Below are 23,061 nucleotides of genomic sequence, written 5' to 3' on the forward strand. Positions count from 1 at the left end.
ATGAGTTTTTAATCCCCGTCCCAGAAGAATCATTCTAGGCCGTGTACGCGATGGTCGCATCGACGGCATGCCGCCAGCCGGCGATCTTTTTGGCTCGCTCGTCTGCGGGCATGGCAGGCTCCACGATGCCGCGGGCGCCATAGACGTCGACGACATCGCGCGCGTACATGCCCAGCGCAATGCCGCAGGCCCAAGCCGCGCCCAGACCGCTCATCTCGTCATTGCTCGCAATGCGGATGGACGAGCCGACCAAGTCGCTCTCAAACTGCATCAGGTACGCGTCACGCGTGGGGCCGCCGTCAACACGAAGCTCGGCCAGTGCGGCGCCCGAATCCTCGACCATCGCATCAATGACGTCGAAGATCTGATAGGCGATCGACTCATCGGCGGCCTTTACGAACTCCGCGCGACCCGTGGTGCGCGTCATGCCAAAGACGCAGCCCTCGGCATCACTTGCCCAGTGCGGCGCGCCCAGGCCGGTAAACGCCGGCACAAAGTAGACGCGGCTCGCCGGATTGGCGGCATAGCACAGGTCGGTGACCTCCTCGGGATTGTTGATGAGCTCCAGATCGTCGCGCAGCCAGGTCTTGACGGCGCCGGCGTAGCTCACGTTGCCCTCGAGCACATACTCGGTCACGCCGTTCATACGCCACGCAAGCGAGCTCGAAAGCCCGTGCGAGCTGGCGACAAACTCGTTGCCGACATTCATCATGATCGAGCTGCCGGTGCCATAGGTCGCTTTGGCCATGCCGCGGCTATGGCAGCCCTGGGCAAACAAGGCCGCGTGGCTGTCGCCGAGCACGCCGTGAATGGGCACGGGCGCCGGCAAAAAGCCGCCCAGGTCCGTCGTGCCAAAGAGACCGTCGGAATCGGTCACCTGCGGCAGGCAGGCCGGGTCAATGCCAAAGGCCTCGCACACCGGCTCGCTCCAACAGCCACGGCGCAGGTCGAAGAGCTGCGTGCGGCTGGCATTGGACCAGTCGCAGCGAAACTCCGCACCGCCCGTGAGCGTCCAGACCACCCAGGCATCGATGGTGCCCAGGCACAGCTCGCCCGCCGCCGCGGCCTTGGCAGCCGCCGGAACGTTCGCGAGGATCCAAGCCATCTTGCCCGCCGGATAGTAGGGCGAAAGCACCAGGCCCGTCGTGTCACGCACCAGCTCGGCCACGCCTTCGCGCGCGGCAAGCTCGTCGCACAGCTCGCGGGCGCGGGCACACTGCCACACCACGGCATCGCATAGCGGCTCGCCCGTCGTGCGGTTCCAGGCAACGGTGGTCTCGCGCTGGTTGGAGATGCCAATGCCGGCGATATCGGCCGGATCGACCCCGGTCTCCTCCACCACGGCACGCGCCACGACCAGCACGTTGGCGGCAATCTCGGCCGGATCATGGCTCACCCAGCCGGCGTCGTTGACAATCTGGCGATGCGAGCGGTCGGCACGATGAATCAGGTGGCCGCCCTCGTCCACCAGCAGCGCCTTCGTGCCCTGCGTGGACTGATCGATTCCGATGATGTATTTGCTCATGTACTCTCCTGTCTCCCCCGTCGATTAAAAACTAAAGCCCGACGGACAAGGAGCGAGTGGCCGACCGGCTCATGAGAGCGCAGCCGGCCTGCTCAGAATTCAACCTAAAAGGATTGGTGCAAACCTGCCCCCTTTGCACCAAGTTGATGCAAAGTGACCTGTCCCCGATGCACCAATTACTCTGCGGGCAGGAACTCAGCGACCGTCTTGGCGATTCCCTCGCCCGTCAGGCCGTAGTGCGCAAAGACCTCGGGGCTCGTGCCGGTGATGACCGGCGCGTCGGGCAGGCTCAGGCACTTAACCGGACGCGGGCAATGCTCGCCCACGACCTGCGCGACCATGGAGCCCAGGCCGCCAAAGGGGCTGTGCTCCTCGACGGTCACGACGGCGCGCGTGGCACCGGCGGCCTCAATCACGGCCTCGGCGTCGAGCGGCTTGACGCAGTACATGTCGAGCACGGTAGCGGAGATACCCTGCTCAGCCAGCAGGTCGGCGGCGTCCACGGCATGGCGGACCATCTCGCCGGTGGCGACAATCGTCACATCGGTGCCACGACGTACCCAGGTGGCGCGGTCCATCTGGAACGGGCACTCGTCCTCGGTATACACGTCCTCGACCGGGTTGCGGCCCACGCGGATGTAGGCCGGCTTGTTGTCGGCAACCAGGGCGCGCACGAGCTCGGCGGTCTGGAAGCGATCGCTCGGCAGATATACGCGCATGTTGGGAATCGCACTCATGGCAGCGATGTCCTGTGCGGAGTGATGGCTCATGCCCAAGGCGCCGTAGGAGACGCCGCCCGAGATGCCGATGAGCTTGACGTTGGTGTTGGAGTACGAGACATCGACCTTGCACTGCTCATACGAGCGCGTGGTCACAAAGGACGCCGGCGAGGCGGCCCAGGCCTTCTTGCCGCACGAAGCCATGCCGGCGGCGATGCTCACCAGGTCCTGCTCGGCGATGCCGACCTCAATGGACTGCTGGGGATACTGATCGAAGAACGGCGTGAGCGATGCGGAGCCGCGGGAGTCGGAGCACAGGACGACGATGTCCTTATCGGTCTCGGCGGCCTCGAGCAGCGTGTCGCAGATAACCTTGCGGTTGGCGATCTTGTTAGCCATTGATAGCCTCCTTGTGGGCAGCGAAATCGGCGATGATCTGGGCATATTCCTCGTCGTTGGGCAAGTGATGATGCCAGGCGGCCTTGTCCTCCATAACCGGCGAGCCATAGCCCTTCACCGTGTTGAGGATGATGACCGTGGGCTTGCCCTTGGTCTCGGCGGCCAACGTCAGCGCGGCGTCAATGGCCTGGATGTCGTTGCCCGGAATGGAGAGCACGTTCCAGCCGAAGGCAGCCCAGCGCTCCTCCTGCGAATCCTGCTTCATGACGTCCTCGGTGCTGCCGCTGATCTGCAGGCGGTTGCGGTCCACGAGCGCGCACAGGTTATCGAGCTGGTAGTTGCCACCGCTCATGGCGCCTTCCCAGACCGAGCCCTCGGCAAGCTCGCCGTCGCCCATGATGGTGTAGACGCGGTAGTCGCGGCCGTCCATCTTGCCGGCAAGCGCCATGCCCACGGCCACGGGCAGACCGTGACCCAGCGAACCGGAGTTCATCTCGATGCCCTTGAGCTTGTTGTTGGGGTGGCCGATGTAGGGGCTGCCGAACTTGGAGAAGCGGGCCTTGACGTCGTCGAGGTCCAGATAGCCCTCGTGGCACAGCACCGCGTAGTAGGCCTCCATGGCGTGGCCCTTAGAGAGCACAAAGCGGTCGCGGTTGGGGTCGTCGACGGTCTCGGGCGAAATGTTGAGGTGGTTGGCATAGAGGGTCATGAGGGCGTCGATCACCGACATGTCGCCGCCGATGTGGCCGCCGGCGCCAGCCATGATGATATCGACGCAATCGCGGCGAAGATCCCAACGCAGGGACTCAAGCTCTTCGATAGTTGCCATTTCTACTCTCCTCGCAGGTAGGCTTTGACGTCTTCTTCAATCGGGTCGTACAAGTCGGGCTGGATGCCAATGTACTTGCACGCCTCGTAGAGCACCGGCACCACGTTGGCGTGAATGGCGACGCAGTGGTGGATGTAGGGGCCCTCGACGATCTTGGCCTCGAGGCGCTTGAGGTTTTCGACCTCAACCCACAGGTAGGTGCCCATGCCGGCCGGCCCGTCGATGCCGCGGGCATTGCCCAGCAGCAGCGAATACTCGCCGTTGTCGCCATCAAAGCGGGCAAGGGTGAGGTCGCCGTGCTTGGCCTCGGCCGTCAGCGCGCCGGGGTGATCGAAAGCCAGCGGATAGGTGAGCTTGGGCTTGACGGCCGCGCAGCTGCAGGGCCAGGGGCCGCAGTGCTGCAGCAGCTCGCCGTTCTCGTTATCGGGATGGCGCACGGTCCAGTCGGCGAACATGCCGCGGTGACGGCCCAGGTCGGCGGCCTCGGCCATCAGCGCGGTAATGGCGCCGTGGATATCGGTCTCGCACACGACGGGGATACCCATCTCATTGAGGATGGCGTTGGCGGCGCAGGGCATAATGCCCAGCTCGTCCTGCAGAGCGTTCCAGCACTGGATGGCGCCGGCGTTGCAGCCGTACTTATCGACCAGGCGCTTCATGGCGATAGCGAGCCCTGCAACCGCGGGAACCTTGTCCTCGGGGATGCAGATCTCAAAGCTGTCGCGAATGTGGTCGAGCATGGCGGCCATGGCCTGCTCGTCGGCCTGGGCGTCGCGCACGGCCTGGACGAGCTCGGTCATGGGGATAGGCGAAAGCTGAATATTGAACTTCTCGAGCAGCTCACCCTCGTTGCACATGGTGGACCAGAAGTCGAACGGGCGGGTGGCCATCTGCAGAATGCGAGTGTGCTTGAAGGTCTTGACCACGTTGCACACGGCCAAAAAGTCCCAGACGCCGCGCTCGAACTCGGGATCGGTCAGGCGGCAGTTGGTCATATAGGTAAAGGGAACCTGGAAGCGGCGCAGGACCTTGCCGGTGGCGAACAGGCCACACTGGCTATCGCGCAGGCGGGTGCCGTCGGGCTCGGGGCGCTCGTCGCGCGGGCCCCACAGCAGCACGGGCAGGCCGAGCTCACGGGCAAGGCGGGCGCAAACGTACTCGGTGCCAAAGTTGGCGTGGCACAGCATGATGCCGTCGACGCCCTCGGCGCGGAACTTCTTGACGATAGGCTCGATATGGCTGTCGTCAAACAGCAGGCCCTCGTCGTTGATGTCGTCAATGTCCACAATGTCGACGCCGATCTCGCGCAGGCGATCAGCCGTCAGGCCGCGATACTTGATCGCGTCCGGCGCGCTAAAGATGCTGCGGCGCGTGGGCACAAAGCCGAGCTTGATCTTATCCATGTACGTCCTCCCCTAGTCACATGTTCAGTAAACAGACGCGTGTTTCGTTTTGTTCTGTTTACTAAATGTTTTACTATTCTGTTTAGAAGTTTAGCGCGAAATACTCGCAAGCGGTAGAGAATTCAGCCTAAACGGTATGTAAACAAACTGAACATACAAGGAGAACAAAAAGGGGTCCCGAAGGACCCCCTCTTGGTAGCGTTATGTATGGTTGCCTTTAGCGGACTTTTCCGCTCTGAAATCTGGCGCCGTTCCGCCTAAATCTCGCGCACGCTCTGGCGCTCGACAAAATACGTCGATACGGCCGTCTTGCAGGTATAGCTCTTGGGATTGCGGATGTTGCCCACCAGGCGGCGCACCGCGATCTCGCCCACCTCGTGCTTGGGAACGTGCACCGTGGTGAGCGGCGGGTTTGAGAAGGCGCCCAGAGACAGGTCGTCAAAGCCGATGATCGAGACATCCTCGGGCACGCGTACGCCGTGTTCGCTCAGCGCGCGCATGGCGCCCACGGCAAGCACGTCGTTCTCGGCAAAGAAAGCCGTCGGCAGGTCGTCGCGCGAAACGCCGTCGAGCCACGCGCCCATGTCGCGATAAGCGCCCTCGAGCGTGGTGTTCAGCGTGACGCGCCATGCCGGATTGGCCTCGAGGCCCGCATCCTCAAGCGCTTGGCGATAGCCGCGCTCGCGGTCCTTAAAGTTGCGGATGCGAAGGTCACCTGCTAGGTAGCCAATTTGCTTGTGACCCTTCTCGATAAGGTAATCCACGGCACGCAACACCGAATCGGTGTTGGCAATGACTACAGCATCAAAGTACTGGCGGTCGCTCCAGCCGTCGAGCACGATCAGGTGGGCGGCAGCGTTGGCGAACAAGGCGTAATCTTCCTCACCCAGCTCGGTGCCCATCAGCACGATGGCGGCAGCCGGGTCGGCGATAAGGCCCTCGACCTGCGGGCGCACGGCGTTTAAGTCGCTAAAGTCGAGCGAGACAAAGCTCGTGCTCATGCCGTGGCGACGCGCCTGGCGCTCCACGCCCTCGATGACCGCGGGGTGAAAGGTGCTCTCGTCCAGGATGGCGCCCGTCTTGCGCGCGAGCACGAACTGGATGCTCTCGAGCTGCGTCGATTGCTGGTAGCCGAGCGATTGCGCGCACTCCAGGATGACCTTGGCGGTCTCCTCGCTCACGCTGCGCTTGCGGTTGAGCGCGTTGGACACAGTCGCAGGCGAAAAACCGGTGATGCGGCTGATCTCGCGAACACTTGCTTTAGCCATTGTTCCCCCTAGTAACGGTCGCGGTCGAGCATCATGGCCTGACCGCCCCGTGACTCGACAACTAAACGACCGCAAATTCAATCTAAACAGAATAGTAAATGTTTAATAGCTAGTTTAGCCTGTTGTCAAGCGAAGTGGTGCGACTATTCCCCCAACGGGCACATTTACTCGGTAGCCAATTTGGGACGGGGCGTGAAAAACATTTAGCCAAGGACGCGGGCCATACGGGCCTTGAACTCGGACAGGAAGCGCGGGGCGTCGACGGTCAGCGCCACGAGCGTGCTCTTGTCGGGATCTGCCACGCGGCGCTCATCGCAGATGGTGCGGCCGCGGTACTCGCCCAGCAGGTCGACACGCAAATTGCAGCCGAGCGCACCCACAAGTGTGGGGTCGATCGCCACGGCAACAGCCAGGGGATCATGCAGTGCGCAGCCGCCCAGGTAGGGTGCGTTCATCTCGTACGAGCCAATGTAGTGCTCCACCATGCTCGCAAACGCGCAACCGGCCATGGTGCCCGAGCCCGTCCAGCCGGCAATGTCGCGACGCGTGAGCACCGCGCGATGCGTCACATCCAGACCCACCATAGTGAGCTTGCGGCCCGAGCGCAGCACGGCGTCGGCGGCCTCGGGGTCGCTTGCCATGTTGGCCTCGGCACCCGCGCTCACGTTGCCGGGCACGGTCAGGGCGCCGCCCATCACCACCACGCGGCCGATAGACATCATCGCCGCCGCATCGCGCTCCAGGGCAAGTGCCAAGTTGGAGAGCGGACCGGTCGCCACGTAGACCAAATCGGGGCCATAGGTACGCGCGGCATCGATCAGATAATCGACCGCAGCGTTGCCATCGGCCGACGTCGCCCCCACCGGCTCGTAGGGCGACGCAGGCACGCTCGCCCCGCCAATGCCGTTCTTGCCGTGGATGAGCGTGGTGGACGCCGGCGGTGTATAGGGCTCGGTCGCCTGCAGAGGACGGTCGGCACCCAGGTACACCGGCACCTCGGGACGACCCAACAGGTCGAGCACCGCCAGGCAGTTGTGCGCCGACTGCTCGACGCGCACGTTGCCAAAGCATGTGGTGATGCCCACGAGCTCCACCTCGGGGCTCGCGATGGCATAGGCAAGCGCCATCGCATCGTCCACACCCATATCCAGATCAAGGATCAGCTTCTTAATCGCCATAGTTCTACTCCGCTTCTCCGTCTTGTACTAATCGTCTAAACCAAACATGCGCTCAACTTCGGCACGCGTGGGAATCGACTGCTGCGCGCCCAAACGTGACACCGTCACCGCCGAGGCACGGGCGCCGGCGGCCATGCACTCAAAGAGCGGCAGGCCCTCCAGGCGAGCTGCCGCAAGCGCACCAATAAACGTATCGCCCGCGGCCGTCGTATCGATCACCGCGCTCGAAAGTGCCAGCATGCGCAGCAGCTCACCGTCATCGCCAAGTGCAACTGAGCCGGCACCGCCTAGCGTGATGACCGCAGCCCCGGCGCCCTTGTCGAGCAGCGCATTGAGCGCGGCGACGCAACTCGCATCATCCGAGGGCAGAATGCCCGTCAGCACCTGGCACTCGGTCTCGTTGGGGCAGACCAGGTCGACCGCAGGCCACGCTCCTGCCGGCAGGTCGCAGGCGGGTGCCGGGTTAAAGATCGTATAGAATCCCAGCTCGTGAGCGCAAGAGAGCGCCGCGGCCGTTGCCATCAGATCACATTCGCCCTGGGCGATAAAGACGCTTCCGGCAGCCGGGGCAATCTCGCTGGCGTCGCCGTCGAGCTCGTCGGCCACCAGGCGCCTCAGTGCGCGGGCAACGTCCTCGCCCGCAAGTGCATGGTTGGCGCCCGGCGACAGCACGATGCGGTTGTCGCTCTCGCAGCGAATGATAGTCGCGGTACCGGTCTCCACGCCATCGAGACGTGTCACAAACTCAACGCCCACGCCGGCATCCTGAAGCCCCGCCACGAGCACATCGCCAAAGGTATCGCGCCCAACAGCGCCAATCATGCACGTGTGCGCACCCATGCGCGCGGCGGCGACGGCCTGGTTGGCGCCCTTACCGCCGGCGTTGGTGATAAAACCGCTGCCACCGACTGTCTCGCCCGCGCGCGGCATGCGCTCGCACGCCACCGAAAGGTCCATGTTCATGCTGCCGAACACCGCAACGATGCTGTGATCCGCCATGGAAACCTCCTCGTCCGTGGGCTCTGCGCCCGCTGTCGGCCGTCAATCGTGTGCTCTCGCACCTCTATAACTTTAGTTCACTTTGATGTGGACGCGCGCTTGAGCTTGCGCCAGCAGCAAGCATTCACAGGAGCAGGCAGCTACAATGAATACATGCTGATTATTCTCGTCATTGGATGATGTTTTATGGAACAATTCTCGCAATCGGGCTCGCGCGGCCGACGCCGCACGGGCAACGAGCCGGCGCCGCACGAACGCGTGAAGGGCCAACGCCGTGCCAACGAGCCGCGACGCACCGCGAGCCCCCATCGCGCTTCCGCCAACAACGAGGGCCGCGCCAATACTCCCGCCGCGGAGCAGACGCCCGCTCGTCCCAAGTCCCGCTATATCCCTGCGCTCGACGGTCTGCGCACGCTTGCCGTCGTCGCGGTGGTGCTCTACCACCTCAACCTCACGTGGGCTCAGGGCGGCCTGCTCGGCGTCACGATCTTCTTTGTGCTTTCGGGCTATCTGATCACGCGCTTGCTGCTCAACGAAGTCGCTAAGACCGGCCGCATCGACCTTAAGAGCTTCTGGATTCGCCGCATCCGTCGCCTGGTCCCCGCCGTGGTAACGGTAGTGTTCGTGACCTGCGCGCTGTGCACCATCTTTAACCACGTGATGCTCACCAAGATGCGCCCCGACATCCTGCCATCGCTGCTGTTCTTCAACAACTGGTGGCAGATTGCCCAAAACGTCTCGTACTTCAATGCTCTGGGCGACCCCTCGCCGCTCACGCACTTTTGGTCGCTTGCCATCGAGGAACAGTTCTACCTGATTTGGCCGCCACTGCTGTTTGCCATGGTATCCATGCATGTGAGCAAGCCCAACACGCGCCGCGTGGTTCTGGGCCTTGCCGCGGTGTCTGCCCTCGCCATGATGGTGCTTTACAACCCTGCCGCCGACCCCAGCCGCGTGTACTACGGCACCGACACCCGCGTGTTCTCGTTGCTGCTGGGTGCCTGGATGGCCTTTATCCCCGATCGCGACCTGGCGCCGGTGCGTCTCGCTCATCGTTTGGGGCTCAATCGCCTGGCTGGCGCCGCCAAGCACGGCAAGAACGCCGAGGGCAAGCCTGGCGAGAAGGCCGACGAAGCAGCCGAGACCGCCCCGGCACAGCCGAGCGCCCTCGTGCGCTTTTGGTCCTCGCCCGCATCCATCGATGTGTTGGGCGTCGTGGGTCTGGTTGGCCTTGCCGCCATGGTCGCGCTCACCAACGGCTACACCGCGTTCCAGTATCGCGGCGGCACGCTGTTATGTTCCATCCTCACGCTCATGGTCATCGCGGCCTGCGTGCAGCCCCAGGGAATGGTTGCCCGCGCGCTGTCCGCCGAGCCACTCGTGTGGGTTGGCAAGCGCTCGTACAGCATCTACCTGTGGCACTATCCGCTGCTGCTGCTTATGAACCCGGTCGCCAACATCAACGATACGCCCTGGTGGCAGTACATCTTGCAGGTACTTGTGGTGGTCGCCGTGGCCGAATGTTCGTATCGCTTTATCGAGACGCCGTTTAGGAAGGGCGCCTTCGGCCGTACCGTCGCCGAATTCCGCGATGGCACCACCACGCCTGCCAACTGGGCACGCGCGCATATTCCTGTGTGCGCCACTTGCGGGATCGTGCTTGTCATCGCGCTGGGCGGCCTGATCTTTGTGCCCGAGACGTCTGCGCTGAGCGGCGAGGGCGCAGAAGTTCTGAACAAGGAAGCAAAAAACACCGCGCCCACCGACCAGCAGGCGGCCGACGACACCGACAAGGATAACGACGGCTTCCCCGATGGCTCCTACGACCTGTTGATGATCGGTGACTCCGTGTCGCTGCGCGCCGTTGATTCCTTTGACGGCGTGTTCCCGCACAGCCATATCGATGCCGAAAAGGGCCGCCAGTTTGATGCGGGCCGCGCGACATTTGAGGGCTATATCCAGCAGAACCTTGCCGGCAAGATCGTGGTCTTTGCCCTGGGCACCAACGGTTTGGTAACGGACGCCCAGGTCGACGCGATCATGGCCGACGCCGGCGAGCAGCGTATTGTCGTGTTTGTAAACACGCGTAGCCCGCAGCCGTGGGTCGGGTCCACAAACCAGGCCATCGCCAACGCCGCCACGCGCTACAAGAATGTACGCGTTATCGACTGGTACGGGTACAGCGCCAACCGCAATGATCTGTTCGATGGCGATGGCACGCACCTCTCGAACGCGGGTGTGACCGAGTACCTTAAGCTCATCCACGATGCCGTCAAGAAGGACCTGCCCGTGCATCCCGAGGATCACGTTAACGATCCGCAGCCGGCGGCTGTCAAATCCGCTGCCGATGCACTCGTCAGCGCCCTCGCCTACAAACCGCACAAGCTAGGCACCGACAAGTAACGCGCAGCCAAATCTGCTTACACCCGCAGGGGGCGTCGGCCACGGCCGACGCCCCCTGCGGCAGTTAGGGACGCTCCTTTTGTACCGGCACTTGGAGGCACTCCTGGCGCAGCCGATGAAGACCTCTACGGATGAATTCCAAGCCGCTCCGCCGCTCCAGACATCGTTTCCGCGCCTCGCGTCTGCCCCAAACAATCAAAACAAGCCTTTTTCGCCGCAGCCTCAAAGGTCTGTGGGCAAAAAGGGCAAATATGAGTACTGGTACCATTTTAGTAGCAGGCAAAACAACCCAAAATGACGTCCGAGCGGCCCCTAGAACCCCCTAAAGCAGCCAACCTGACTGGTTTAAGGCGTATTGGCGCCAATTTTAATGGACATACTATAAGTTATGTTCATTATCTTCTTCGATGTAAATGCTATTCACTTAGCAACAGTACTCATATTTGGCATTTTTTGCCCACTGCCATACAACTAACACCCTATAGCAGACGGAAAACAGGCCGCAGCCCATCGCTGCGACCTGTTCGGAAGCAAAAGTGGGCGTTAAGCGCTGTAACCCATCGCCTGCAGAACAAACATGACGACCGTCAGCACCGTAATCACACCGATAGTCGCCCACGTGAGCACATTCCACACGCGGCCGTTGCGGTTGGCGCCCATAATGTGTCGATCAGCGGCAATAAGCACCTGGAACACCAGGACCACAGGCAAAAGCACGCCGTTGATGACCTGCGAGGTCATCATAATCTGGAACAGGTCGACGCCGGGCATGAGCACCAGCACGGCAGAGATGCCAATGATAGCCGTAATAATGCCGCGATAGACCGGGGCCTCGTCCCAGCTGCGATCGGCACCGCGCTCCCAGCCAAATGCCTCGCAGATAGCGCTGGACGTAACGCCCGGAAGCACGCAGGCGGCCAAGAAGCTCGCCGCGACCAGGCCCGAGGCAAACAGCACCGTGGACCACTGGCCCGCGATGGGCTCCAACGCGCGGGCGGCGTCGGCAGCATCGCTGATCTGAATGCCCGCAGGGAACAACACCGTACCGGTCGTTATGATAATAAAGCCGGCAATGACATCGGCGGCAATCGAGCCGCTCACGGTGTCGATACGCTGCAGCACGATATCGTCCTCGCCCGCATTCTTATCGACCACGTTGTTCTGCGCCAAGAAGATCATCCACGGCGCGATGGTGGTGCCGATCGTTGCGACCACAAGCGACACGTAACTGGGGTCGTTTTGGATGTTGGGCACAACCAGGTCGACTGCCACCTCGCCCCAGCTGGGACCAGCCATAAATGCAGCGACGATGTAGGTCACAAACACGCAGCTCACCAGCAGCAGAATCTTCTCGATGCGCTGGAAGCTGCCCGACATGGTAAGCATCCAAACCAGCAGCGCCACCAGCGGCACCGAGATGCTCGCCGGCACGCCAAAGAGGGCAAGGCCGCTCGCGATACCCGCAAACTCCGAGATGGTCACGGCCGTGTTGGCGATCAGCAGCGCCGCCATGGCCAGCACGCTCCTGCGCACGCCAAAGCGCTCGCGAATGAGCGACGCCAGGCCCTTGCCTGTGACGCAGCCACAACGCGCCGCAGTCTCCTGCGTCACGATAAGCAGCACGGTCATGACGGGAAGCATCCACAGCATCTTGTAGCCATAGCTGGCACCGGCGCTGGAATACGTGGCGATGCCGCCGGCGTCATTGCCCGAAAGCGCCGCCAGAAGGCCAGGGCCCATGGCGCCAAAGATGGCCGCGATGGTCAGCTTTTGCTTGGTGCTCGCCTTTTGCTTCGTGTTTTGCACGCGACCACCTACCCCATGACCGACATGGTGAGCAACACCGCGGCGATGCAGTACGCCACGCATGAAATCATGACGGCAATGACGTTCATGGCGGTACCCGACGTATTGAGGTCGTGCTCGTCACGCCAGAACAGCACCATCAGGTAAATCACGGCGCTCATGTTGCCAATCAGGCAAACGATGGCCGCAATGTTAAAGCAGCCGGTAAAGAGCTGCTCTTCAAACATGGACGCGTCGGGGAATGCGGCGGTGCGCACCAGCTGGGCGCACAGGTAGGTCACGAGCGACAGAATCAGGCCCATGCCCGTGCTCTGGAAGAAGAACCCCAGATACGGCTTGGGCTCATCGTCATGGCCGTCGTACTCCAGGAAGTAGTTCTTGACGAACGACACCATACGCGAGGCAGCCAGCAGCACGAGCGGCATGGCGCACATGGGGAACACCACCAGATGCGCAGAGCCCAGCGCCGTTCCCAGCACTGTTGCCATGATGCACGAGGCAATACCCCACACGACAACCCAGTACTGGCGATGCACAAACCAGCTGAGCACATTCGTCGAGTCGTCGGACGCGCTATCGCCCGAACCGACGCCTGCGATCTGCAGGTCCTCCTGGTGCTCCTCGGCGATAACGTCCATGGCGTCGTCAAAGGTCACGATACCCAAGATGTGACGGTTCTCGTCGCAAACGGGGATGGCGACCAGGTCGTACTTGGTCATCTCGTCCGTTACGTCTTCCTGGTCATCGTCGGGCGACACATACACCAGGTCGCGATAGGCCAGCTGGCCCAGCGTGGCATCGCGGTCGGCCACGATGAGCGTGCGCAGCGAAAGGACGCCGGTGAGCATGCCGCTCGGGTCCTCGGTATAGACATAGTAGACGCTCTCGAAGTCCTCATCGAGCTTGCGGATCGCCTCGATGGCGTCACCGACCGTCGCCGTGGCGGGCAGGGAGACAAACTCCGAGGTCATGATGCGACCGGCAGTGTTGTCCTCATAGCCCAGCAGGTTACGAATCGCCTTCTCCTCCTGAACGCCCATCAGGCGCAACAGCTTCTCGGCCTTCTCGTAATCGAGCTCATCGATCAGGTCGGCGGCGTCGTCCGGGTCCATCATGGCCAGCATCGACGATGCGTCCGTATCGGACAGGCCCTCGAGCATCTCGGTCATAAGCTCGTCGTCGTCGAACTCCGAGATGGCCTCGGCGGCCTGGGCGGTGTCGAGCTGCGCGAACACCTGCGCACGCAGGCGCGGGTCGAGCTGCTCGATAATGTCGGCGATGTCAGCAGGGTGCAGCTCGCCAAGCGTCTTGTGCGACACCGAAAGCTGGATGTTTTTAGTCGAACGGTCGAGCAGGTCCATGTAGGACCAGGCGATGATGTCCTCGCCGAGCGGTTTGCCCAGGTGCTTCATAAAGCTCTCGACGACATGCTCGAGGGCGGGGCTGATCGCGCGCAGCAGACCACGGGCGCCAACTTCGGCACCCAGCAGACGCAGCTGATTTTCGCCCGACATGGAAAACTTGATGTCGTTGACGCGCACGACCTTCATGCCCTGCGTGTCGACAATCTGCTTGTTGAGCACGTCGCGCGCGAGCAAAAGTTCGGTCGGCTGCAGGTACGAAAAACGGATTTCGGTGGCCGGCGACTTAAGGTGTACGCCCGTCTCGTCGATACGGTCAACCCATTTGCGCCAGCTGATCATAAACGGCGTCTTGCCGGGTCCGCGGAACGCGAGCGATGTTACGTGCGGAAAAACTTCGCCGGTAGCAATGCCAAAATCGTTCACAACGCCGAGCTTTTCGCCATCGACGTCCAAGACCGGCAATTTGAGCATCTCACTCAGATAATTCACTGGTGCTCCCCATCATTATCCCTTCGAACTGCGGCCATGCCGGCACGCCGTCCGTGGACTTTTAGATATGTATACGCATGCGCGGGCGGCACGCCGCTCGGCGCTCACACCCCGTACATGCGCAAGAAGCACCTGCATGGGGTCATCGACTGTATGGTCGAGGTTTGGATTTCACCTGCAACCTTTCTCTTGACCCTTGTTATCCGCAGTAACTATAGCATCAGCATCGCGCCGTGGCGCCAAATTTATGCTCCAAACATCGCAGGCATACCAAACGCTGACGCATCCGTGACATAGTCATTGGGGACGTTCTTACATGACTAGTCTGTGGTGTCGTCATCTTCGGCGAGCTGGGGGAACACGGCGTTTTTGGGCATGGCGGCCTTCGTCAGCGAGGTGAGCTTTTTGCTCAGCGATGTATCCGTCTTGACCAGATCGCTCAATGTCACGATTTTGTAGCCGTCGGCAATAAGCCCGTCGATAATCTGCGGCAGCGCCTCGAGCGTCTGCTCGGCGCATTCATCGTTATCGGTCAGCAACACAATGTTGCCCGGCGTCACCGAATCGAGCACCGTCGAGACCTGCTCGTCGGCACCGTTGAGCAGCCAGTCGCCCGAATCGATATTCCACGAGACCACGGCAGACACCAGGTCCATCGCATCAATCCAGTTTTGCTCGTCAAAGGCTGCGTAGGGAGCACGCAAAAGCATCGTCGACGTTCCGGTCGCGGACTTGATCGCCTCGGTGCCCTTCGAAACCTGTTCGCGCACCGCATCGCGATCCTTGCCCTTGAGCGATTCGTCGCTGTAACTGTTGGAGCCGACCTCGCAGCCGGCATCGACAATCGCCTTGGCCGTGGCGGGCGAGGCCTCGGCCGCATCGCCCGACAGGAAGAACGTCGCGGTGACGCCCCTTTCCTTGAGCACCTGCAAGATCTGCTTGGTCGCTCCGCTCGGGCCCTCATCAAACGTCAGCGCCACGTACTTTTCGTTGCCCTTGGGCGCCACGCTCGCGCACTCGACCACGCAATCGGTGGCGGGCACGACCTCGCCGCGGTCCTGCGTCTTGCCCGACTGCTCGCCGACCCACACCTCGGAGCGACCCTGGATACCCCACGTCTTAACGTACTCGATGGCACCCGTGCCCTCGACCTTGAGCTTGGGCTCGATAACCGTCGCCTGGACCTCATGCTTCTCATACGTGTCGCGGCCGTCTTTGACCGTCACCTTCTCGCCGCCCGTAAGCTCGCGGCTTTTCCACTTGCCCTGTTTTATGCGCTTGCCGTCCACTTTTACCGACAGCTTTTCGCCGCCATGGCGAGTAAGCACGCTGTCGTCAACGGCCAGCAAGTCCCCGGCGTCGTAGGTATCGGTCAGCTCCTGGTCGTCGATGAGATTTTGCAGCGTAGAGCCGATGCGCACCGCAGTCTCCTGGCCGTTGAGGACGACATCCACGCTGCGGTTGACGTAGCCCACGACAGCAGCGATGAACAGCACGAGCGCGCAACCCACGGCGATGAGCGCATAGGGCAGGCGAGACGGACGGCGGGGCGTGCGGCCGTTGCCGATGCGAGCGCTGCGGTCGCTAAAGCCGCGGCTATGGTTGAGATACATCGCGCCAGGCTTACGGTGACGCTTGCGCTGACCGCTGGGCAGCTGCCCCAGATCGCGGCGCGCCGTCGGACGCGAGCCCGAGCGTCCGTGTGAATATGATCCGTTTTGGCGCATGTGCCCTCCCCCATAAACGCAGCAAGCCGGAGCAACAGGTCTCCGGCTTGCCTCCCATCATTTGGTACGTCGCTATTTGCTAGCTTTCGACGAGCCACCGCTCGCCTTTTGATATTCGTCCTTAAAGGCCTTGAACATACCGCGCGTCTTGCCGAGCTGCTTGCCCAGCGCGCGACTGCCCTTGTCCACGGCGACCGAACCCTTATCATCGAGCACCTTGGCGCCCTTCTTGACCTTATCGCCCACCACGACGCTTGCCTCGGCAGCCTTTGCGGCGGCGCCGCCCGAATACCCGAGCGACTTGACCTCGTCCGAGACAATCATCGCGCCGTCCGCATAGCCGCGCAGCATCGTCGGCGGCATCTGCGTGTCGCCCACCAGCACACTCGAGGCAGTGCCGGCGGTCACGTAGAACGTCTGCACGATGCCCGAACGCGGCTTGAACTCCACATCCGAGCAATAGCCCACGACATCGCCCGACTCCGTGCGCACGTCCATGCCAACCCAGATAATGCAATCGTCCAGGTTGATGTCGAGGCGCTTGGCCGCAGCGGCATCGTAGGTGCCCTTGACGTCGTCAACCGCGATGGCGCCCTCGTAGACGCCAATGGCATCGAGCGCCACAAATCGGTCGGGGCGCTCGATCATGCCCGCGATATCGGACTGGCGCACCATAAAGCCCACCACGCGCGTACCGCCCGGGGTAAAGACCGGAAAGTGAATCTTGCCGAGCTTTTTAGGGCTGCGCGGCGTGCCATCTTTTTTAGTGCGCTTATCCTCGGCAGGCTTGCGATAGATCTTGGCGCCGACAAAATCCCCGGCGCGCATTATGCCTCGGTCGAAGGCTCCGCGGCCTCGGCGTCGGCCTCGACGGCGTTTTCGACCACGACATCGGCGGCGGGCGTCACATTGCCGCCCGAGATGGCGTCGTTGAGCTGCTCGCGCAGCTGGTCCATGCGCTCGCGGGCAAGGTCAACCTTGGCACGCAGGTCATCGGTCTTGGCGTCGACCATCGGGCCAAAATCGTTGACCGCGGCGCGGGCCTCCTCGGCACCGTGCTCGTAGGTGTCGCGCATGTTATCCCAGGCGTCGTTGGCGATATCGGCAGCCATGGCGCGGGTCTCGGCGCCCGAGCGCGGAGCCAGGGCGACGCCGATGATAGCGCCGGCGGCAGCACCGAAGAGCGCACCCGAGATAAAGTTGAAAGTCTTACCCATGTTCATTCCTCTCCTGCGGGCACCTCGGCGCCCACCGTTTGAATGCTGTCCATTATACCCGCAGCACAGCGCTTGCCGTCTTGCTCATCTGCGTACGGTAAAGGCGCAGGTACATGATGGTGATAAGCGAGTGAGCCTACTCCTGCGGCACGGCCGGCATGGCCACCGTGGCGGCCGGGTCTTCGCCGGCGCCGTCAACGAGCGGCAGCGTTCCCTCGTGCGCGGGGGCAACCGGAGCCGTCGCCGCGCCACCGTAGACGGCAGCGGGGGCCTCGTGGCTTTCGGCGGTCGCGCCCTCGGTATCGATTGCCTCCTGCGGCTCGTCGTCAAAGCTCGGGACGCCCTGGGGCTCCGCGGACTCGGGCTCGACGGTCTCCTCGGCAGGGGCCTCGTCGACAAGCTCGGCAGCAGGCTCGGCAGGCGCCTCGCCCTCGGTCGCGTCCCCGGCCTCGCCCTCGCCGTTCGCAGCGGCGACGGCCTCGTGAGGATCCTTGCCCTCGGCCTCGGCGCGCATGCCCAGCACCAGGTTGCGCAGGCCCGCGACCGTGCCCTCCACGTCGGGGGCAGGCTGGTCGGCGTGCAGGTACGCCCAGTCCATCATAAAGGTGGCCGAAGACAGCGCACCGATGGCCAGCGCGTCGTCGGGGCACGAAAGCTCAACCTCAAAAACGCGCTCGTCGTGCTCGCTTACGCGCGTGCGGCCGCACGAGATGCTACCGGCAAGACCGGTCTCGTTCATGAGCTCGACCGTCACATGCTCAAGCAGATGGCAAAGCTCGGTCTGGCCCATACAGTCCTGGAACTCGCGACCGGAATCACCCAGGCACAGGTGCTTGGCAATCGCCGGCACCAGGTAATACACGCGCGCCGTGGCCTCGATATCCTCCGAGGTCATGAGCGGCATGCCGGGGTTCACCAGCACGTGCGCGCAAATCTTGTCCTCGCTGACGGTGACCTTAAGGATGTTGAACAGGCCTGCCATAACTCTCCCCTACTCTTCCTTGCCTACTCGTCGCCGTCGTGCGGGTCCGCAGGGCCCGCGCCCGACGCCGCCGGCTCATCTGCCGAGGGCTCGGAATCTTTCTTATCGGTTTCGGCCGGAGCGATCACGCGAATGAGCGAGATGCGCTGGCCACGCATCGACTGCACTTTAAACTTGTACCCCGCAACCTCAAACACCTCTCCGATGTCGGGCACCGAGTCGCAAAGCTCCAAAATCCAGCCGGCGATGGTCTCATAATCATCGCTTTCCTCAAGCGGCCAACCAAGCTCAATCGCGTCATCGCACGAAAAACGCCCATCAACGAGCCACTCGCGGCGCGAAAGGCGCGTGAGATACTTGTTGTCGGGGTCGAATTCATCCTCGATCTCGCCGACGATCTCCTCGACGATGTCCTCGATGGTGATGATGCCGGCCGTGCCGCCGTACTCGTCCACGACCACCACAATCTGGTCGTGCGAGGTCTGCATCTCGGACAGCAGCGGCAGGATGTCCTTGGTGTCGGGCACAAAGGTGGCGTCGCGCAAAAAGCCGGCGATGGGCTGGTCGCCCTTGCCGTCGAGCGCGGGCTGAATCAGGTCCTTGATGTGCGCGATGCCGGCAACGTTGTCGGGATCCTCGTGATAGACGGGGATGCGGCTAAAGCCGGTCTGGCGCATGGTGGACAGCACGTCGGCGACCGTCTCGTCGTCCTCGCACATGGTGGTGTCCACGCGCGGCACCATGACCTCGCGGGCAACGGTGTCGCCCAGGTCGAAGATCTCGTGGATCATGCGCTTTTCCTCGTCGAGCAGGTCGTCCTGCTCCGAGACCATGTACTTGATCTCTTCTTCCGAGACGTTCTGGCGGTCGTCGGCACTCTTGATGCGTAGGATACGGGCCAGGCCATCGGAGCAAGCACCAGTTAGCCACACGAGCGGGCGAGCAATCTTCTGGAACACGGAAAGCGGGCCCACGACCTGCTTGGACACGCCCTCGGCATTGGCCAGGCCGATGCGCTTGGGGACGAGCTCGCCGATCACGATGGAGACGAAGGCGACCGCGACGGTGATGATGACCGGCGCCAGGCCGCGCGCGATGGCGGAGAGCGGCGCGATGCCAAAGCTCATGAGCCACGTGGCGAGCGGGTCGGACAGACTCGTCGAGGCGACGGCGGACGAGGCGAAGCCCACGAGCGTGATGGCGACCTGGATGGTGGCGAGCAGCTGGTCGGAGTCGGCAGCCAGCTTAACGGCACGCTCGGCGCGCTTGTCGCCTTCCTCGGCCTCGTGCTCCAGCACGGCGCGCTTGGCCGTGGTGAGCGCCATCTCGGACATAGAGAAGTAGCCGTTGATGAGGGTCAATACGAGGGTGGTGATAAGGGAGATGGTTATGTCCATCGGGAGTTTCTCGAACCTCCAAGATTCGGGACGTCGGATTAAAACGTTGACGGCGGATACGGCAATTGCACCGGCGCCCAAACAAGGACACGGGCGCTGGCGTGGTCGCTAGATTACGAAGAGGATCACCGCCATGAACTGGAAGATGCTGCCGGCGAGCACCCACAGGTGAAACACGCTGTGCAGATAGCGCACGTTTTTGGCGATATAGAACGGAACGCCCGCGGTGTAGCACACGCCGCCGACGGCGAGCAGGGCAAGTGCCACGGGGTTGAGCAGCGCCACAAGTTCAGGCAGCTTAAAGACAACGAGCCAGCCCATCAGCAGGTAGACCAGGCCGCTTACCCAGTGCGGTTGACGCTCGCGCATAAAGCACTCGAGCGCGATGCCGATAATGGCGATGGCCCATACGGCAAAGAACAGCGCAGGGCCGCCGTCGTTTGCGAGCGTGATGAGGCAAAACGGCGTATAGCTGCCGGCTATGAGCAGGTAGATGCAGCTGTGATCGATGATGCGAAACACGCGCTTGGCGCGCGCGGGCTGAATCGCGTGGTAGAGCGTGGAGGCTAGGTATTCGAGGATAATGCTGACGCCATAGACAATCGCCGCGGCCATGTGGGCCGGGCCTCCGCCGCGCAGGGCGGCGAATACGATCAGGAGCACCAGGCCCGCGATACCCAGCAGGCAGCCGACACCATGGGTGACGGAGTTCATGATCTCCTCACCCATGGTGTAGTGTGGAACGGCCGCGGTCTTGGGTCGCGGCTTAGAACTGTCGCTCGAATCGGACATGCCGGTTACATCCTCCAACGTAAAGAGTTCTCAACACTATATCAAAGCGTCTGGGTACGTGCGAAATTTGCACCATACGTGACCCTTTGTTTACCCATTCTTTGCCTGTTGACGCATCAACGGCGAACGTCCATAATGCGCTTGCATTAAATGTTGATGTATTAACATCTTATAGGAAAGCTTCTTATGTCTCAAAACGCACGTTCCCATCGAAAGCTCAAGATAGCCGGCATTGTTACGTTGGTAGTCGTTGTCGCGCTACTGGGGTTTGCCGGCAACTTCTTGTTCGACTTTGCCCTGAATCCCCAAGCGCCCTACACCATGAAGATGATGCAGGATAGCAAAGACGACAAAAAGGATGAGCAGCCGGATGCCGAGGAAACCGAGGCGCAGGCGTGGTTTAAAGAGAACCGCGAGAGCAGCAGCCTCACCGCGAACGACGGGACCGAGCTTGCCGCCTGGTATTTTGCTGCCTCGGAGAACACCCACGATTACGCCGTCTGCCTGCATGGATATACCAACGAGCCCATTGGCATGGCCCGATACGCCAAGCGCTTCCACGACCGCGGCATGAACGTGCTCGCGCCTGCCGCACGCGCCCACGAGCGCTCCGGCGGCGACTATATCGGCATGGGCTGGCCCGAGCGCCTCGACATCGTCGCATGGATCGAGCAAATCGTTCAGGCTGACCCCGAGGCGCGCATCCTGGTCTTTGGCGAGTCGATGGGTGCGGCAACTGCCATGAACGTCGCGGGGGAATCTCTGCCCGCAAACGTGAAATGCATTATCGAGGACTGCGGTTATACAAGTGTTTGGGACGAGTTTTCTCTGCAGCTCAAGGACGTGTTTGGCCTGCCCAGCTTTCCCTTGCTCGATGTAGCAAACTTGGTGTGCAACGTGCGCGCGGGTTACGACTTTCATAAGGCGAGCAGTGTGGAGCAACTCAAACACGCGACGGTTCCCATGCTGTTTATCCACGGCGACCAGGACACCTTTGTGCCGTACGACATGCTCGACCAAAACTACGACGCATGCGCCAGCAAGGTCAAGCAAAAGCTCTCCATCCATGGCGCCACCCACGCCAAGAGCGCGCAGGTCGACCCCGAACTCTACTGGAACACGGTCGACGACTTCCTCGACAAGAATTTTTAGGCAAAAAGCAACGTCTGGGGTTTTGTTGCCAAAAATCGGTTTGTAGTCGGCGGTATTCGATTTTTCACCGCACTTCTGAAAAGCCGCCCGCAAGCGTTGTGCTCGTGGGCGGCTTTTGCTCAACTTACGCTACAAAGGCGCTTATTTTGTCCAATAGCTAGGCGCTACTTGACCTCGATGAGCTCATAATCGCTCGTGCCCAGGCCAATCTTCTCGGCGTGCGCGATGCACACGCGCCAGTCGGTGTCGGGATGCGTGATGCAGAAGGGATCCTTGGCCTGCTCGCCCTCCAGATGCTCGTGATTGTGCTCCATCTTGGCCGCGCTGTCGGTAAGCTCGGTGTTGGGCAGCGGCTCGGATGCCATGACGGCATCGGCGCAGGCCTGGTCGATGGCGACCGGGTCGAAGCTCGCGAACATGCCGATATCGTTGACGATAGGTGTGTCGTTTTCGGGATGGCAATCGCAGTTGGGGCTGATATCCATAGCCAGCGAAATGTGGAAGCTGGGACGATCCTGGACAACGGCCTTGGTGTACTCGGCGATCTTGCAGTTGAGCACGTCGGCCGCGGCCTCATAGCCGGGCTTGATGCAGTCCTGGTTGCATGCCGCAATGCAGCGTCCGCAGCCCACGCAGCGATCGTGGTCGATGGCAGCCACGTGCACCGTGCGAGTGTTGCCGCTGGCAAGCTCGCGCTCGCGGGTGCCGTCGAACGAGATAGCGTTGTGCGCGCAGATCTTTTCGCAGGCATGGCAGCCAACGCAGTGCTCGGTCGCGACGTTCGGCTTGCCGGCGGCATGCTGCTCCATCTTGCCGGCACGGCTGCCGCCTCCCATGCCCAGGTTCTTCATGGCGCCGCCAAAACCGGCCTGCTCATGACCCTTAAAGTGGGTGAGGCTGATCACGATGTCGGCATCCATGAGCGCCTGGCCGATCTTGGCCTCGTGCACGTACTCGCCGCCCTCGACCGGAACGAGCACCTCGTCGGTGCCCTTGAGTCCGTCGGCGATGATGACCTGGCAGCCCGTGGCGTACGGGGTAAAGCCGTTCTGGTAGGCGGTGTCGATGTGCTCGAGCGCGTTTTTGCGGCTACCGACGTAAAGCGTGTTGCAGTCGGTGAGGAAGGGCTTGCCGCCCAGCTCCTTCACGACGTCCGCGACGGCACGGGCGTAGTTGGGGCGCAAAAAGCTCAGGTTGCCCAGCTCGCCAAAGTGAATCTTGATGGCGACGAACTTGTTCTCGAAGTCGACCTGCTCAATACCGGCGCGGCAAATGAGGCGCTTGAGTTTGTCGAGCTGGCTCTCGCGAGCATGCGTGCGCAGGTTGGTAAAGTACACCTTTGCCGGTGCGACGGGTGCAGTTGCGGTCATAAATCTATCCCCTCGGTCTATATGGCGTTACAGACATAGGAG

General features: G+C 62.1%; 18 protein-coding genes. 2 read left to right on the plus strand and 16 right to left on the minus strand.

Features of this window, described 5'->3' with window-relative positions:
- Nucleotides 1–34: 34 nt before the first annotated feature.
- From AAAX73_RS01070 to AAAX73_RS01100, 7 genes are all read right to left on the minus strand, one after another.
- Nucleotides 35–1,525 carry a glycerol kinase gene (locus AAAX73_RS01070; protein ID WP_349124783.1) on the minus strand — a complete coding sequence of 497 codons (1,491 nt, stop codon included), beginning with the start codon at nt 1,523–1,525 and terminating at the stop codon, nt 35–37.
- 176 nt (nt 1,526–1,701) lie between these two features.
- A complete protein-coding gene (locus AAAX73_RS01075; RefSeq protein ID WP_117640518.1) occupies nt 1,702–2,643 on the minus strand; it encodes a transketolase C-terminal domain-containing protein in 942 nt (313 codons plus the stop codon).
- A complete protein-coding gene (locus AAAX73_RS01080; RefSeq protein ID WP_192934535.1) occupies nt 2,636–3,472 on the minus strand; it encodes a transketolase in 837 nt (278 codons plus the stop codon). The genes AAAX73_RS01075 and AAAX73_RS01080 overlap by 8 nt, the downstream gene beginning before the upstream one ends.
- 2 nt (nt 3,473–3,474) lie before the next feature.
- Complete coding sequence (locus AAAX73_RS01085; protein ID WP_117640517.1) at nt 3,475–4,875, minus strand: L-fucose/L-arabinose isomerase family protein; 1,401 nt, start codon at nt 4,873–4,875, stop codon at nt 3,475–3,477.
- Nucleotides 4,876–5,132: 257 nt separating this feature from the next.
- The gene (locus AAAX73_RS01090) at nt 5,133–6,143 is read right to left on the minus strand and encodes a LacI family DNA-binding transcriptional regulator (RefSeq protein WP_117640516.1); all 1,011 of its coding nucleotides are present in this window, start codon (nt 6,141–6,143) and stop codon (nt 5,133–5,135) included.
- 203 nt (nt 6,144–6,346) lie between these two features.
- Nucleotides 6,347–7,321 carry a nucleoside hydrolase gene (locus tag AAAX73_RS01095; protein WP_117640515.1) on the minus strand — a complete coding sequence of 325 codons (975 nt, stop codon included), beginning with the start codon at nt 7,319–7,321 and terminating at the stop codon, nt 6,347–6,349.
- 27 nt (nt 7,322–7,348) lie between these two features.
- Complete coding sequence (locus tag AAAX73_RS01100; protein WP_349124784.1) at nt 7,349–8,320, minus strand: ribokinase; 972 nt, start codon at nt 8,318–8,320, stop codon at nt 7,349–7,351.
- 186 nt (nt 8,321–8,506) lie between these two features.
- On the opposite strand from AAAX73_RS01100, the gene AAAX73_RS01105 reads away from it, so the two are divergent.
- Nucleotides 8,507–10,723 carry an acyltransferase family protein gene (locus AAAX73_RS01105; RefSeq protein WP_349124785.1) on the plus strand — a complete coding sequence of 739 codons (2,217 nt, stop codon included), beginning with the start codon at nt 8,507–8,509 and terminating at the stop codon, nt 10,721–10,723.
- Between the two features lie 543 nt (nt 10,724–11,266).
- On the opposite strand, the gene AAAX73_RS01110 is transcribed toward AAAX73_RS01105, so the two are convergent.
- The 8 genes from AAAX73_RS01110 to AAAX73_RS01145 form a co-directional block, all read right to left on the minus strand.
- The gene (locus AAAX73_RS01110; protein WP_349124867.1) at nt 11,267–12,463 is read right to left on the minus strand and encodes an Nramp family divalent metal transporter; all 1,197 of its coding nucleotides are present in this window, start codon (nt 12,461–12,463) and stop codon (nt 11,267–11,269) included.
- Nucleotides 12,464–12,537: 74 nt separating this feature from the next.
- Nucleotides 12,538–14,382, minus strand: coding sequence for a CBS domain-containing protein (locus AAAX73_RS01115; RefSeq protein ID WP_349124786.1), 1,845 nt, complete (start codon nt 14,380–14,382; stop codon nt 12,538–12,540).
- A 320-nt stretch (nt 14,383–14,702) separates the two neighbouring features.
- On the minus strand, nt 14,703–16,109 hold the full coding sequence (locus tag AAAX73_RS01120) for a polysaccharide deacetylase family protein (protein WP_349124787.1): 1,407 nt from the start codon (nt 16,107–16,109) through the stop codon (nt 14,703–14,705).
- A 72-nt stretch (nt 16,110–16,181) separates the two neighbouring features.
- Nucleotides 16,182–16,937, minus strand: coding sequence for a PRC-barrel domain containing protein (locus AAAX73_RS01125; RefSeq protein ID WP_349124788.1), 756 nt, complete (start codon nt 16,935–16,937; stop codon nt 16,182–16,184).
- Nucleotides 16,937–17,326 carry a YtxH domain-containing protein gene (locus AAAX73_RS01130; protein ID WP_118080297.1) on the minus strand — a complete coding sequence of 130 codons (390 nt, stop codon included), beginning with the start codon at nt 17,324–17,326 and terminating at the stop codon, nt 16,937–16,939. Before AAAX73_RS01130 ends, AAAX73_RS01125 begins: the two co-directional genes overlap by 1 nt.
- A gap of 136 nt (nt 17,327–17,462) precedes the next feature.
- Nucleotides 17,463–18,308 (minus strand): hypothetical protein, encoded by an 846-nt coding sequence (locus tag AAAX73_RS01135; RefSeq protein WP_349124789.1) that lies wholly within the window; start codon nt 18,306–18,308, stop codon nt 17,463–17,465.
- Nucleotides 18,309–18,331: 23 nt separating this feature from the next.
- Complete coding sequence (locus tag AAAX73_RS01140; protein WP_349124790.1) at nt 18,332–19,705, minus strand: hemolysin family protein; 1,374 nt, start codon at nt 19,703–19,705, stop codon at nt 18,332–18,334.
- 108 nt (nt 19,706–19,813) lie between these two features.
- Nucleotides 19,814–20,497: a hemolysin III family protein gene (locus AAAX73_RS01145; protein WP_349124791.1), complete on the minus strand. Its 684-nt coding sequence runs from the start codon at nt 20,495–20,497 to the stop codon at nt 19,814–19,816.
- A gap of 186 nt (nt 20,498–20,683) precedes the next feature.
- Between AAAX73_RS01145 and AAAX73_RS01150 the strand changes: the two genes are divergently transcribed.
- Nucleotides 20,684–21,649, plus strand: coding sequence for an alpha/beta hydrolase (locus AAAX73_RS01150; RefSeq protein ID WP_349124792.1), 966 nt, complete (start codon nt 20,684–20,686; stop codon nt 21,647–21,649).
- 164 nt (nt 21,650–21,813) lie between these two features.
- Here AAAX73_RS01150 and AAAX73_RS01155 read toward each other — a convergent pair whose 3' ends face one another.
- On the minus strand, nt 21,814–23,019 hold the full coding sequence (locus AAAX73_RS01155; RefSeq protein ID WP_349124793.1) for a DUF362 domain-containing protein: 1,206 nt from the start codon (nt 23,017–23,019) through the stop codon (nt 21,814–21,816).
- Nucleotides 23,020–23,061: the final 42 nt, after the last annotated feature.

Origin of the sequence: Collinsella sp. CLA-ER-H9, from assembly GCF_040092295.1 — a bacterium.
GTDB lineage: Bacteria > Actinomycetota > Coriobacteriia > Coriobacteriales > Coriobacteriaceae > Collinsella.